The sequence below is a fragment of the Chryseobacterium gregarium DSM 19109 genome, from assembly GCF_000430845.1.
Lineage (GTDB): Bacteria > Bacteroidota > Bacteroidia > Flavobacteriales > Weeksellaceae > Chryseobacterium > Chryseobacterium gregarium.
In genome coordinates this window covers 30359-45373 of the sequence record NZ_AUMU01000012.1, presented here as the reverse complement: position 1 = coordinate 45373, position 15015 = coordinate 30359, and the positions used below count along the sequence as shown (strand labels likewise).

The 15015-nt window shown below is 38.3% G+C and carries 9 protein-coding genes; 6 read left to right on the top strand and 3 right to left on the bottom strand.

What is annotated here, in order from left to right:
* Positions 1-73: 73 nt before the first annotated feature.
* Genes rfbA through H561_RS0114125 form a run of 3 tightly spaced genes read right to left on the bottom strand, consistent with a single transcriptional unit; the run spans position 74 to position 3352 of the window.
* Positions 74-937: a glucose-1-phosphate thymidylyltransferase RfbA gene (rfbA, locus tag H561_RS0114135; RefSeq protein ID WP_027387605.1), complete on the bottom strand. Its 864-nt coding sequence runs from the start codon at positions 935-937 to the stop codon at positions 74-76.
* A gap of 17 nt (positions 938-954) precedes the next feature.
* Complete coding sequence (gene rfbB / locus H561_RS0114130; RefSeq protein WP_027387604.1) at positions 955-2034, bottom strand: dTDP-glucose 4,6-dehydratase; 1080 nt, start codon at positions 2032-2034, stop codon at positions 955-957.
* Positions 2035-2038: 4 nt separating this feature from the next.
* Positions 2039-3352 carry a UDP-glucose dehydrogenase family protein gene (locus H561_RS0114125; RefSeq protein ID WP_027387603.1) on the bottom strand — a complete coding sequence of 438 codons (1314 nt, stop codon included), beginning with the start codon at positions 3350-3352 and terminating at the stop codon, positions 2039-2041.
* A gap of 219 nt (positions 3353-3571) precedes the next feature.
* Between H561_RS0114125 and rimP the strand changes: the two genes are divergently transcribed.
* The 6 genes from rimP (at position 3572) to H561_RS0114095 (ending at position 15009) form a co-directional block, all read left to right on the top strand.
* Positions 3572-4039, top strand: a complete 468-nt coding sequence (rimP, locus tag H561_RS0114120; protein ID WP_027387602.1) for a ribosome assembly cofactor RimP — start codon at positions 3572-3574, stop codon at positions 4037-4039.
* 15 nt (positions 4040-4054) lie between these two features.
* Positions 4055-5290 carry a transcription termination factor NusA gene (nusA, locus tag H561_RS0114115; protein WP_027387601.1) on the top strand — a complete coding sequence of 412 codons (1236 nt, stop codon included), beginning with the start codon at positions 4055-4057 and terminating at the stop codon, positions 5288-5290.
* 76 nt (positions 5291-5366) lie between these two features.
* Positions 5367-8366 carry a translation initiation factor IF-2 gene (gene infB / locus H561_RS0114110; protein ID WP_027387600.1) on the top strand — a complete coding sequence of 1000 codons (3000 nt, stop codon included), beginning with the start codon at positions 5367-5369 and terminating at the stop codon, positions 8364-8366.
* Between the two features lie 297 nt (positions 8367-8663).
* Positions 8664-11441, top strand: coding sequence for a SusC/RagA family TonB-linked outer membrane protein (locus H561_RS0114105; protein ID WP_027387599.1), 2778 nt, complete (start codon positions 8664-8666; stop codon positions 11439-11441).
* A gap of 12 nt (positions 11442-11453) precedes the next feature.
* Complete coding sequence (locus H561_RS0114100) at positions 11454-12935, top strand: RagB/SusD family nutrient uptake outer membrane protein (protein ID WP_027387598.1); 1482 nt, start codon at positions 11454-11456, stop codon at positions 12933-12935.
* Between the two features lie 142 nt (positions 12936-13077).
* Positions 13078-15009, top strand: coding sequence for a putative porin (locus tag H561_RS0114095; RefSeq protein WP_027387597.1), 1932 nt, complete (start codon positions 13078-13080; stop codon positions 15007-15009).
* Positions 15010-15015: the final 6 nt, after the last annotated feature.

Genomic DNA, 15015 nt, shown 5'->3' with positions numbered 1-15015 from the left:
TCGATTATTTTTAACAAAGTTTAATATTAACTTAAAAAATTATAGAAGTTATAAAATCTATTAATAAAGCTGATTATTTACTCACTAATTGTTTCAGATATTCCCCATACCCGCTTTTACCGTATTTTACTGCCGTTTCCAGTAGTTTTTCTTCATCGATGAATTTATTTCTGAAAGCTATCTCCTCAATGCATCCGATTTTAAAGGCCTGCCTCTTTTCAATGACCCTTACAAATTCCGAAGCGTCGTTGAGAGAATCAAACGTCCCGGTATCAAGCCAGGCAGTCCCTCTGTCTAAAACACCCACTTCCAGTTTTCCCTTTTGAAGGTAAACATTATTGATATCGGTAATTTCAAGTTCGCCTCTGGGGGACGGTTTAATATTTTTTGCGATTTCCACGACTTCATTATCATAGAAATATAAGCCGGGAACAGCATAACTGGATTTTGGGTGCAATGGTTTTTCTTCAATGGATACAGCTTTGAAATCATCATCAAATTCCACAACGCCATACCGTTCAGGATCTGAAACATGATACGCAAACACAACGCCTCCGTCAGGATTGGTTTTGTTTTTAAGCAAAGTGCCCATTTCTGATCCGTAGAAAATGTTATCTCCTAAAACCAAAGCTGCTGGATCATCACCAATAAATTGATCCCCCAAAATAAAAGCCTGTGCCAGTCCGTCCGGGCTTGGCTGTACTATATATTCGATATTGCAGCCGATTTGTGAACCGTCACCTAACAGCTTAATAAATCCGGGCTGGTCATGAGGAGTGGTAATAATCAAAATATCTTTTATTCCTGCCAGCAATAGTGTGGAAAGCGGATAATAAATCATCGGTTTGTCATAAACCGGCATCAGCTGCTTGCTGACTGCGATGGTGAGAGGGTAAAGTCGGGTACCGGAACCTCCGGCTAAAATAATGCCTTTCATCTTGTGGTGTGTTATACTTAGTTGTACTGCTTTTCGTAATATTTCTGGTAATCGCCGCTCGTTACATGCTCCAGCCATTCTTTGTTTTCAAGATACCAGTCGATGGTTTTCCCCAAACCTTCTTCAAATGTTATCGACGGCTTCCAGCCCAGTTCTGAATTCAGCTTTGCAGCATCAATGGCATACCGCTTATCATGGCCCGGCCTGTCTTTTACGTAAGTAATCAGTTTTTCGGAATGGCCTGCAGGGTTTCCTAGCTTTTCGTCCATCTGCTTAATTAATTCTTTTACCAAATCAATATTCTGCCATTCGTTGAACCCTCCGATATTATAAGTTTCACCGGTTTTCGCTTCATTGAAAATCTGGTGGATCGCTCTTGCATGGTCGATGACAAATAACCAATCTCTTGTATACTTCCCGTCACCATAAATCGGCAGTGGCTTTTCATTAATGATATTGGAAATACAGAGCGGGATCAGTTTTTCAGGGAAATGGTTCGGACCGTAATTGTTTGAACAGTTGGATACGATAAAAGGCATTCCGTAGGTATTTCCATAAGCCCTCACCAAATGGTCGGAAGCTGCTTTTGAAGCGGAATACGGCGATTGGGGATCGTAAGCGGTTGTTTCTAAAAAGAACCCGGTTTCCCCTAAGCTTCCGTATACTTCATCGGTTGAGACATGATAAAATAAGTTTTGTCTTGGCTCATTCGGAAATCTTCCGTGGGTATGATCAGGATTTAATGTCCAGAATTCTTTACAGAGGTTCAGCAAATTGGCTGTCCCGTTGACATTGGTATTGATGAATGCCATCGGATCGGTAATGCTTCTGTCTACATGACTTTCTGCTGCCAGATGTATAACAGCATCGGGATTGTATTTTTCAAAAACCTTTCTCAGTTCTTCAGGTTTTGTAATATCAGCTTTTTCGAAAACGTAATTAGGCTCGTTTTCGATGTCTTTTAAATTCTCAAGATTTCCGGCATACGTCAACGCATCAAGATTGATGACCTTGGAATCAGGATTATTCTTTACAAATTCTCTTACCACATGGGAACCGATAAATCCCGCCCCACCGGTAATAATGATATTTTTCATCTTTTTAATTTACAATTGTTTTTCGTCCTATGCTTTTATAGTAAAAGCCGTTTTGCTTAGGAATTTCCAGAGGATACATATTTCTGCCGTCGAAAATAACTTTATTATTCATCTTTTTACCCATTAATTCAAAATTCGGATTTTTAAATTCAGGCCATTCCGTAGCAATGAATAAGGCATCTGCATTTTCCAGTGCCTCATACATGCTCTTTGCGTACTGAATCTGATCTCCTAAAACTTTCTGGACATTACTTTCTGCAATGGCGTCATACGCTATTACTTTTGCCCCTTTTTTTAAAAGAATGGCAATGTTGTCTAAAGATGAAGCTTCGCGGATGTCATCGGTATTCGCCTTAAAAGCCAGTCCCCACATGGCAATGGTTTTGCCTTCGATACTGCCGCCGAAATATTTTTCGATTTCAGAAACCAAGATTACCTTTTGAGCTACATTTACATTCTCCGTAGCTTCTAAGATCTGAAAATTGAAATCTTCCTGTTTCCCTGATCTTATTAAAGCTTTGACATCTTTCGGGAAACAGCTTCCTCCGTATCCGATTCCGGGGAACAGGAACCTTTGCCCGATCCTGTCGTCACTGCCCATACCCAGTCTTACTTTGTCTACGTCTGCGCCTACTTTTTCGCAATAGTTGGCGATTTCATTCATAAATGTAATTTTTACCGCTAAGAATGAGTTGGCAGCATATTTCGTAAGCTCGGAAGATTTTTCATCCATGAAAATAATAGGGATTCCGGTATTGGTAAACGGCTGGTAAATTTTAGCCATAATATCTTTCGCTTTATCCGAACTCGATCCTACCACGACTCTTGCAGGATTCATAGAGTCTTCGACGGCAAATCCTTCCCGCAAAAATTCTGGGTTGGAAACCACGTCAAAAGGAATTTGTGTTTCTGAGGAGATTACTTCTCTTACTTTGTCGGCTGTACCTACAGGAACGGTACTTTTATTAACGATAACTTTATATTCCGTCATCATTTCCCCAAGGTCGCGGGCCACCTTCAATACATAGGAAAGGTCTGCGGATCCGTCTTCTCCCGGAGGAGTGGGTAGGGCTAAATAAATAACCTCGCTTTTATCCAGTGCCTCTTTTAAATTGGTAGTGAAAAATAACCTTTCGGACTGAATATTCCTCAGGAACATCTCTTCAAGATTCGGCTCATAGATAGGGACTACACCGTTTTTCATGCCTTCCACCTTTTTCTCATCAATATCTACACAGTATACTGAATTTCCAAGTTCGGCTAAGGTAGTTCCTGTAACTAACCCTACGTAACCTGTTCCTACAATGGTAATATTCAAAATATATATATTTAAAATTCAAGACACAAAAGTAATAAAAATAGCATCATATAGGCTTTTAAGTTAGTGTAAATAAAAAGAACTTATTCACTTGATAATAAGAATGTTTGTATTTTTAATAAAAATTTGTATATTTGCATTGGATTTACAGGAAAAACATGGGAAGGCCTTCGGAAGAAAGCCTTTTTTCGTACGGGTAAATCAAGATTTAAATAACGTATGGAGTTTAGAAAGAAAATTGAAGAATTATTACATGAATTCCTGGCGGCCAGAACAGATTTATTTCTTATAGATTTAAAATTCTCTGCAGGAGACGACATCACCGTAATCTTGGATGGTGATAATGGTGTTTCTTTACAGGATTGTCTGGATGCAAGCCGTGCCATAGAATTCAATATGGATCGTGAAGAGCACGATTTCAGCCTGCAGGTAATGTCTGCCGGATTAAGCGAGCCTCTGGTAACCCAAAGGCAGTTTGCGAAAAATTTAGGAAGAGAAATTGACGTTTTGCTGAATGATGAAACAAAAGTTGAAGGAGAACTGGCAAAAGTGGATGAAGAAAAAATTACATTGATCCTGCGTTACCGTAAGCCGAAAGAGGTGGGTAAAGGAAAGGTAGATGTGGAGGAGGAAAAAGAAATTCCGTACTCTGAGATTAAAAAAGCATTAGTAACGATTAAATTTTAAAAGAAAAAAGAATAAATGGACAATATAGCGTTGATTGAATCCTTTGGTGATTTTAAAGACGAGAAAGGGATCAGTAAGATTGATCTTATGGCAATTATTGAAGATTCACTGAAGACACTTTTGAGAAAAAGATATGATTCGGATGATCATTTTGATGTAATTGTAAACCCTGACAAAGGAGATTTTCAGATATTTTTAAACAAAACCATTGTTGAAGACGATATGTCTGAAGACGATGATCTGGAAATTGAAATCTCTGAAGCAAAAAAAATTGACCCTACCTTCGAAGTGGGAGAAGATTTTACCATGGAAATTCCTGTTGCCCAATTGGGGAGAAGAAATATCCTTACTTTGAAACAGATTTTGGCTACGAAATTGCAGGAACACAACAATGCCATGCTTTACGAGCAGTTTAAAGATAAGATCGGAGAAATTGTAGTAGGGGAAATCCACCATGTCCGTCATAAGCATGTTATTTTACTGGATGATGAAGGAAACGAGTTTATTTTGCCTAAAGAAAATCAGATTCCGTCAGATTTCTTTAAGAAAGGGGAGAATATCAGAGCTATTGTTGAAACGGTAGATTTTAAAGGATCAAAGCCGCAGATTATTATTTCCAGGACTGCCCCTAAATTTTTAGAGAAATTGCTTGAGCTGGAAATTCCGGAAATTCAGGATGGTACGATTATGCTGAAGAAAGCAGTAAGGATTCCTGGAGAGAAAGCAAAAATTGCAGTAGATGCCTACGATGACAGAATTGATCCTGTAGGTGCCTGTGTAGGGGTGAAAGGTTCAAGGATTCATGGTGTGGTAAGAGAGTTGAGAAATGAAAATATTGATGTGATCCAGTGGTCTAAAAACCCTGAGATCCTAGTGAAAAGAGCATTAGGAAATGTAACCATCAATAAAATTGATATTAACGAGGAGGCAAATTACGCATTGGTGTATACTCCGGTTGAAGAAATTTCCAAAGTAATCGGAAAGCAGGGGCAGAATATCAGACTCGCTTCTTGGTTATCAGGATATGAAATTGATGTGTACAGAGAGGCCAGTGAGGATGACGATGTTGATTTGAGAGAATTCAATGACGATATCGAACAGTGGATTCTGGATGAATTTAAGAAAGTAGGTCTTACCACTGCAAAATCAGTACTGGATAAAGAGACTGAGAGTCTGTTAAATATGGTTGATCTTGAAGAAGAAACCATTGAAGATGTGAAACGGATTCTGAGAGAAGAATTTGAAGATTAAAATTTTAATAAATTTTAATAAACAGTAAAAAGGAAATACTTTAATTTTAAGAATTAAAAAATAGTAAATAATATAGATGCCAAAAATTAGATTAAATAAAGCGGTTAAGGAATTCAACATTTCGATGTCCAGATTAGTAGAGTTTTTACAGGCTAAGGGTATCGAGGTTGAAAGCAATCCTAACGCTCAATTAGAAGAAGCGGCATATTCTGCATTGGAGGCTGAGTTTGCCAAGGACGGCGAACAACGTAAAGCTTCCCATGAGGTGGTGATCACAAAGGTTCCGGAAGAAAAACTGGAAATTGAAGAAAAGAAAACCCCTGAAGTAATAAGAGCTAAAGCTAATAAACCAGAAACTAAAATCTTAGGTAAAATAGACTTAGAGCCTAAAAAACCTGAGATTGCAGAAACTCCTGCTCCAAAACCGGAACCTGTGGTGGAAGAGAAAAAAGAAGAAGCTGCTCCTGCGCCTGAAGTAAAGGCGGCTCCTGAAAAACAGGAATTCAAAGTTCTGGATAAAATAGATTTGTCTCAGATCGAGTCTAGAAACAGACCTGTGAAAAAAGACAAACCAAAAATGGAGGAGAAGAAAGAAGAGGAAAAGCCTGTACAAAAACCGGCTGAACCTGTAAAAGAAGCTCCGAAACCTGTTGCTGAAAAACCGGCCCCAGCACCGGTTAAAGCATCTGAAGTAAAACCGGCTAAACCTGAAGAAGAATCTCAGCCTCAGGAATCCCAAAAGATTGAAACGGTCTACCAGAAACTTGACGGACCTAAAATCGTCGGAGAAAAAATCGATTTAACTCAGTTTGCGCCGAAAGGAGGAGCTAAAAAGAAAAGAAAGAGGATTGAGAAGCCCGGACAGAATCCACAAGGTGGAAACCAACAGGGAGGTAACAACAATAACCAGGGTACCCAAGGAAACCGTCCTCCGGGGCAGGGACAGGGAAACCGTCCTCAAGGGCAGGGTGGCGCTAATCGTCCTGTCGGTCAGGGTGGCGTAAACCGTCCTGCCGGTCAGGCAGGCCAGGCTGGAGGAAACCGTTTCGGGAACAATACCCAGGGAAATCGTCCGCCAGGTCAGGGGGGAGCCAATCGTCCTGCAGGTCAGGGTGGCGGAAACCGTTTTGGAACCAACAGACCGGGGCAGCGTACCATGCCTGTTGAATTAACAGACGAACAAGTTAAAAATCAGATCAAGGAAACCCTTGAGAAATTAACCAATAAAGGAGGGAAATCCAAATCTGCCAAGCACAGGAAAGATAAGAGGAATTACCGTAGAGAACAGGATGAGCGTCAGCAGGAAATCGATGCACAGGACAGAACATTAAAAGTGACTGAATTCATCACTGTTGGTGAATTGGCGAGCTTAATGAATGTTTCTCCTACAGAAGTAATTTCGGCCTGTTTCTCATTAGGGGTAATGGTAACCATGAACCAAAGGCTGGAAGCGGACACTTTATTATTAGTAGCTGACGAATTCGGATTTAAAATCGAATTCTCTGATGCTGATCTTGAAGAAGCAGATTCTGAAGATGATATTGATACAGAGGAAAGCCTGTTAGCAAGAGCACCTATCGTAACGGTAATGGGACACGTAGACCACGGTAAGACTTCATTATTGGATTATGTAAGGAAAACCAATGTAATTGCCGGTGAGTCCGGGGGGATTACACAGCATATCGGTGCTTATAATGTGCAGTTGGAAAGCGGTCAGAGAATTACATTCTTAGATACACCGGGTCACGAAGCCTTTACAGCGATGAGAGCAAGAGGTGCACAGGTTACTGATATTGCGATTATTGTAATTGCCGCGGATGATGATGTAATGCCTCAGACCAAGGAAGCAATTTCCCACGCTCAGGCAGCAGGGGTTCCAATGATTATTGCGATCAATAAAGTAGACAAGCCGAGTGCCAATCCGGACAATATCCGTCAGCAGCTTTCGGGAATGAATATCTTGGTGGAAGAATGGGGAGGAAATGTACAGGCTCAGGAAATTTCAGCAAAATTCGGTAACAATGTGGATACCTTGCTGGAAAAAGTATTGCTTCAGGCTGAAATGCTTGAACTGAAAGCGAATCCGGACCGTGCAGCACAGGGTGTTGTGATTGAAGCCTCTTTAGATAAAGGTAGAGGATATGTATCGACGATGTTGGTACAAACTGGAACTTTAAAAGTAGGTGATTATGTTGTAGCAGGTAAAAATCATGGTAAAGTAAAAGCTTTACTTGATGAAAGAGGGAAAAACCTTGAAGAAGCAGGGCCATCTATTCCTGCAACAATTCTAGGTTTGGACGGTGCTCCTACAGCAGGGGATAAGTTCCGTGTATATGCCGACGAGAGCGAAGGAAAAGCGATTGCCAATAAAAGGGAACAGCTTCAGAGAGAACTTTCGATCAGAACTAAAAAACATACGACGCTTGAAGAATTGGGCAGACGTATTGCTTTAGGTGAATTCAAAGAACTGAATATTATCCTTAAAGGTGACGTAGATGGTTCCGTGGAAGCACTTTCCGATCAGTTACAGAGATTATCAACAGAAGAGATCAGTGTCAATATCCTGCACTCAGGTGTTGGACAGATCACTGAATCCGATATCAACTTAGCGGCTGCGTCAGATGCGATTATTATCGGATTTAACGTTAGAGCAGGAGCCAATGCCAAAGATCTTGCAGACCGTGAAGAAATTGAAATCAGGACTTACTCTGTAATCTATAAAGCCATTGATGAAGTTAAAGAAGCGATGGAAGGAATGCTTTCTCCGGAAATTCAGGAGCAGGTAATCGGAAATGTTGAGATCAGGGAAGTATTCAAAATCTCTAAAGTAGGAACAATTGCCGGATGTATGGTTCTTTCAGGAAAAGTAACCCGAAACTCTAAGGTACGTCTGTTGAGAGACGGTATCGTGAAATTCGACGGAGAGCTTGAAAGCTTAAAGCGTTTCAAAGATGATGTCAAAGAGGTAACGAAAGGCTATGAATGTGGATTAAACCTTAAAGGGTATAATGACATTGAGCAGGGTGACATCTTGGAAGTATATGAAGAAGTTTCTGTGAAGAAAAAGCTTAAATAATTCTATATTCAAAATAATTTAAAACCCGTTTAAAAAAGCGGGTTTTTTTTATGGTATAATTTATAGTAATTCTAAATAGCATTCATGGTGTTACAATAAAAGTGTTAAACATGCTTAGTTAAGCTAATTTTTTGTAACAGTAAAGTGATTTAATAAAAATTAAAACTATAAAAATATGTAAAGCATATAATATTAAAGATTTAAGTCAGTTAAGATATTACGCAATATGAAAAAAAGTTTGTTAGTGTTAATAATTATTAACATATTTGTGGTCTTAAAATATTAAAATTTGTTAATATGAATGTGAAATTAAGTGTATTGAGCGCTGGAGTTTTGTTCTTTTTAGGGCAACTTTCTTATGCACAGACAGTAAAACAAGACACTGTTGCAAAAGAAACTCAGATAGATGAAGTTATTGTTACTGGATACCAAAGAAAGAAAGCTGATGAAATTACACAGGCTCAGTCAGTCGTAGGAGGGGATGAAATTAGAAGAAATACTCCTACCACTTCTATTGGGAATTCATTACAAGGTAGAGCCTCAGGGGTTTATGTGCAAAGTCTTACAGGTCAGCCTGGTTCTGTCGCTACCATATTAGTAAGGGGAGTTGCCGGTGTCGGAGGATCTTCTGAGCCTGCTTATGTTGTAAATGGGATGTATATGACTGCTAGGCAATTTAGTGCAATAAACCCAGCAGATGTTGAATCTATTTCTATATTAAAAGATGCTGCTGCGACTGCTCAATATGGTGCAAGAGGAGCGAATGGTGTTGTTGTTGTTACTACAAAATCTGGTAGAGCTGGTAAAACAGTATATTCATTTGAAACTAAATTTGGTTTCAGTGAGAAATTGAAAGATAATAACTTCAAAATGATGAATTCTAATGAGTTATTAAATTTTCAAAATCAATTAGACTTTTTAGGAGTTACTCCTAATACGCCGGATGATATTGCTGCACTTTCTGCTTTAGATCACAATTGGCAAAAAGATATATTAAGACCATCTTCAATTCAATCCTATTTATTTAGTGCACAGGGAGGATCTAAAGAAAATACTTTCTATTATTCACTAGGATATGACAAGGATACGGGTATTCTTAAAGATATTAATGGACTGGATAGATATACTGGGAATTTTGCTTTTACTAATCAATTAAGTGAAAAGTTAAAATTAGGAATTAATCTTAGTGCACAATATCAAGAAACAGATAATTTTCTGGATAGATATAATACTCAGAATCCTTTTGCCGCAATGTACTTATATGCTCCTTATGAGCCAATTTATAATGCAGATGGAAGCTATAATCAGACAATGAGTGCTGGGTCTAATGTTGTAGAGCAAGTAAGAAACTACCCCCTTCAGGATCAGAGATTAAGAATACCTGTTACTGTATTTGGAGAATATAAGATCATTAATGGCTTGAAATTCAAGTCGAATTTTAATGCATTATATGATTGGTATATGAGTACTAGCTGGTTGAAAAAAGGATCTAATCTCGATTTAACAATTAATGGAGTCCCAACTGGCCAATTAGCTAAGAATTCTTTCTATGGCTTTAATTATACTTGGAATAATTCATTAAACTATACAAAGTCGTTTGGTGAGCACCACTTTGATGTATTGGGTTTTGTGGAATATAATGATAATTTCAATGAAACATTGAATGCAAGTGCTTATGGACTAAAAAGTAGCGAAATAAGTGTGCCTTCAATTACAACGCCATCTGCAAGAAATACTTTCACAGGGACAAAAACAAGAAATACTTTGTTTAGTTTGGCGGGTATTGTGAATTACGATTACCAAGGTAAATATTTGGTTACTGGATCAATTAGAAGAGACGGATCATCAAGATTTGGTGCCAACTCTAAATACGGAACATTCTGGTCGGCAAGTGCCGCTTGGAATATTGCTAAGGAAGATTTCATGAGCGGTGGATTTATCAATGACCTGAAATTAAGAGCTTCTTATGGTACAACTGGTAATGATGGAACTGTTGTTGATTATACAAATGTTACAAATGTAGGGTATGGCCTATATGGTAATAACCCAACTTTATCACCTCTAAATACCATTGGTAATCCTGATTTAAAATGGGAATCTAATGCAATTACTAATTTAGGTGTTGATTATACATTCTGGAATAGAAGAGTACGAGGATCTGTAGAGGTATATCAGAATAAAAGAAAAGATTTTATTCAACTTTTTCCATTTACAACAGAACAGGGAGCTTATCAACAATATTCCAATGCTGGAGATATGACACAAAAAGGTCTTGAAGCAGAACTAAGTGTTGATGTACTTAAAAATAGCAATTTTACTTGGAATTTGCATGCAAACATTTCCTTCCAGAAGAGTACATTAGACAAATTGTCTAACGGGCAGACAGAAAGGAATTTAGGAAGCACATACCTTAAAGTTGGAGAAACTCCTTATGTATTCTATTCTGTCCGCTTCGCAGGAGTTGATTCATCAAATGGGGATGCACTTTATTATGATAAGAATGGTAATGTTACCAATGTTTATAGTGCAGGTGATGCAGTTCCATTAACAGATAAATCACCATTTCCAAAAAGTTTTGGCGGATTTGGAACTACATTTCAGTATAAAGGATTGGATTTAAGCGCTGATTTTACCTATAAGTTAGGTGGATATACTTATAATAATATGTATTATAATGCAGTAGATCCTTTAAGTGCTGCCTCGGGTTATAATGTAGCTCAGGATGCTGCTAATTTCTGGCAAAACCCTGGTGATACAGGAGTATTCCAGAGAGCTGATTCTAATGGGCTAAGAGATTCAGATCAATGGATTGAAAAATCTGATTATTTAAGATTAAGATCGCTTACTTTAGGATATACTTTTGACAAAGATTTCTTTGGTGAAAATGTTCCTTTAAATAAAATACGAATTTATGTACAGGGACAGAACTTATGGACACTTACGAAGTTTCATGGTGAGCCAGAGGTTTCTTTAGGATCTGCAGGATCAACAGCTCTTTTCGTGCCTGGATCATATAATCTTTATACTTATCCTGCTGTTAAAACAATGATGGTAGGGATGCAATTTGAATTTTAATTTAGAACTACTATGAAAAAGAATATAATAAAAATAGGTTTAGCAGTTTCAGTGACTTTAATATCATTTGCTATAACATCATGCGATAGAGAGTTGGATCAAATATCGTATTTAAATGAACCTGAAGACATAGCAATGTCAAGGCCTGAATCTTTCAGACAGGCTTTAGACGGAGCATATACTTCGCTTAAAGCAGTTGGGTACTATAACGGAGATACAGGAAGTCAATTGATTATTGGTGATTTAACTACTGATAATCTTGTGAGAAGCCCTGCTGGAAGGGGAAGTAACTTTGCAGCTTCAAATTTTGAATTTTCTTCTGATAATTCTCAAACAACAGGATTATATACTGCAGCGTATAATACAATCAGTAAAGCGAATTTTGTTTTGAAATATTTGAGTAACGGCGTGCTTAATGGAGCTGCAAAATCAAATATTGAAGCTGAAGCAAGAGCCTTGAGAGCTATTGTTCATTTCGATCTTGTAAGAGCATATTCAAAAATCCCAACACAGTCTTCAGATGCTGGGGCGAGCATGGGAATTTATTATGCTGAAAGTTATGATCCACTTAATGCTACAGCCAGTAGAAATTTAACAGTGAACCAGGTTTATGACAAAATTACTGCTGATTTATTGTTTGCAGTAAACAATATAACTCAAAATGATGCAGATAAGGGAAGATTGAGTAAAACTTCAATTTATGGATTGTTGAGTAGAATATACCTTTATAAAGGTGATTATGCTAAAACAATTCAGTATGGTGAACTTGCTTTAGCAGCTTCTTCAAGTTTAACTTCTAAGGCTAACTTTACTTCAGTTTGGAAATCTACTAACCCAACAACAAGTGTTGATGGAGTATTGTTTCAGGTTTTGAATAGTGCTGCTGAAAATATTACTGTTGGAGTTGCTTATAATCAAACATTAACTTCTGGGATAAGATCTGAATTTGTCGTTGATTATGACTTTTTTAATCAATATACAGCAGATGATATTAGAAAACCTGTTTATTTTACTACATCTTCCTATAATGGTAAGACATATAATAATGTTACGAAATATACTTCCAATGGCGGAGCATCGAATGTTGTGTATGTAAAATACCTTAGAACTGCTGAAGTAGCATTAAACGTTGCTGAAGCAGCTTATAAATCAGGAGATGTGTCCAAAGCATTGACATTACTTAATTCTTTGAGAACTCAAAGATATGGTACTGTTGATGTTCCTTATGTACCGGGTACAGAAACTGGGACAGCGTTAATTAATGCAATCTATAAAGAAAGGAGGCTTGAACTAGCTTTTGAAAATGATAGATGGTATACACTAAAAAGACTTGGTCTATCTGTGCAGAGATCTGGAAAAGGGGAGCAATCAGGTGGTACAGGGACTCCTGCTGTCGCTCAAACTTTAGCGGCCGGTAGTGCAAAATGGCAATGGCCAATACCAATCAATGCAATTCAGCAGAATCCAAATATTCAGCAGAATCCTGGTTACTAATTCAACAATTTTAAATTGAATATTTTTTATCAACCCCGCATGTTAATGCGGGGTTTTTTATTCCCCATTATTTCTTATTTTTGCGTTACAAAATCTAGTATTTAAATTTTACTGTATATGATTTTGTATAACAAGCAATCAAATGAAATACATCCTTTCCCTCATACTCTTCTTCAGCCTTACCGCACAAGCCCAGGTCGTCAACAAAACGGATTCTAATCAGCTTCCTAAAGAGGATACGCTGGTTATCGATTCAGGGAAGAAAGATTCCTTAAAAATCTTCAAGCCGACCATCAATGATTATCTGTATCAGAACCAGTTCTCGGATAAAAAAGTATTTGATACGGTAATGACATTTAATAAAACCTATATCTTTTCACAATATAACAACAGAGAAAATTTTGGGCGGGTCCAGGTGGCCAATATCGGGGCAGGCTTTAACCCTTTGTCTTATGAAGTAAATCCTGAGCAGAACCTGTCAGTATTGCCGGCTCATAAATCGTATGGGATTTTAGGCGTCAATGACATACGTTATTATGATGTGAAAACGCCGACTGCCACTTTCGTTTATCATAATGCGATGAAAAACGGGGCGGCTTTAAGTTCCACTTATACACAGAATATCGGGAAAAGATTCAATTTTGCATTGGAATATACCGGATTGCGTTCACAGGGAGTGTACAGAAACTCTTTGGCGGCAAACAACAATACTTTATTTTCCGGGCATTATGTTTCAAAAAACGGAAACTATGAATTGTTTGCCCATTATCTACATCAGAATGTAAACAATCAGGAGAACGGTGGGATCGCAGTTGACAGTCTTTTCCAGAATGGCAACAGCGATTCCAGAAACCGGCAGAATATGCAGGTGAACCTCGCGTCTTCAAGTTCCCAGTTTTCTTACAGGAGGTACTACCTAACGCATCAGTTTGCTCCGTTCAATTCAGATAAGATTCCCTTTAAAATAAGACATACCATTTCTCATCAGGGGAATAAATATTACTATACCCAGGGGTCGCCGGAAGGGTATTGGTTCGATACTGCGGCAGACCTTGTAAACGGGGCCTCTCTTACTTCAAAAAAATATTCGGATAATTTCAGCAATACCGTAAGCCTGGTTTGGGATAATGAAAAATTCAAGCTTGATGCCGGAGCCCGCTACCAGATGATCAAATTCGGAACTACTGAAATTGTTTCGCCTGATTTCAGCCTTTCGGGTGAAATGAAAGAATCCAGAATCGGGGCAGTCGGAAATTTACAGATTAAGCTTTTCGATAAAGTTCAGGTCAATTCATTCCTTGAGTTTTCAAACGGCAGCCGGTTCGGAACCTATCTGAGAACGGCAAACAACTTAAAATTTGAGCCTGTTAAAGATTACTTTGTCAATGCAAAAGTAAATTTCCAGAGTGCTTACCCCTCATTTAATTATTTGGTTAACAGTTCAGTCTATAAAAACTTCAATTATTATTTACCGGATGCAAAAAACCAGTCGGTTATGGAAATCGGAGGGGATATCAACCTGAAATGGTTCAGGACCGAACTGTTTGCCAATTATTTCAGAATCGAGAATTACACCTATTTTGATGCGGCTGCGATGCCGAGGCAAAGTGAAAGCCCCGTGAATATTTCTCAGATCGGAGGCGATGCTACGTTCAGCTATGGCAAATTCCATTTGAATACAAGGCTGCAGTTCCAGAATTTACTGACGAACAAAGACCTTCTGCCTCTGCCGGGATTCATCGGCCGTGCCAATTTCTTTTTCCAGTCCAAAGCGTTCAAAAATGCTGCAGAAATTCAGGCCGGGCTTAAAGTCTATTATTTTTCAAAATTTGCATCAAGAGCATATTTTCCCGTTCTTAACGAATATATTTTACCCGATGCCAATTCATTTTCCATTGGCGGACAGCCGATCGCGGATATCTACTTTAATATGAAAGTTAAAAAGATGTTCTTCTTTATTGAAGGCCAGCAGATCGGTACCGTTATTTCACAGAACAAAGCATATGCATTTCCAAGCTATCCGGTCTATGATTTCAGGCTGAACCTCGGGATTGTATGGTATTTGTTCAACTAAAATCTA

Coding starts and splice junctions, on each gene's coding strand:
- H561_RS0114105 (WP_027387599.1), top strand. CDS start 8,664: ATGAATGTGAAATTAAGTGTATTGAGCGCTGGAGTTTTGTTCTTTTTA.
- infB (WP_027387600.1), top strand. CDS start 5,367: ATGCCAAAAATTAGATTAAATAAAGCGGTTAAGGAATTCAACATTTCG.
- H561_RS0114100 (WP_027387598.1), top strand. CDS start 11,454: ATGAAAAAGAATATAATAAAAATAGGTTTAGCAGTTTCAGTGACTTTA.
- rfbB (WP_027387604.1), bottom strand. CDS start 2,034: ATGAAAAATATCATTATTACCGGTGGGGCGGGATTTATCGGTTCCCAT.
- nusA (WP_027387601.1), top strand. CDS start 4,055: ATGGACAATATAGCGTTGATTGAATCCTTTGGTGATTTTAAAGACGAG.
- H561_RS0114095 (WP_027387597.1), top strand. CDS start 13,078: ATGAAATACATCCTTTCCCTCATACTCTTCTTCAGCCTTACCGCACAA.
- rimP (WP_027387602.1), top strand. CDS start 3,572: ATGGAGTTTAGAAAGAAAATTGAAGAATTATTACATGAATTCCTGGCG.
- rfbA (WP_027387605.1), bottom strand. CDS start 937: ATGAAAGGCATTATTTTAGCCGGAGGTTCCGGTACCCGACTTTACCCT.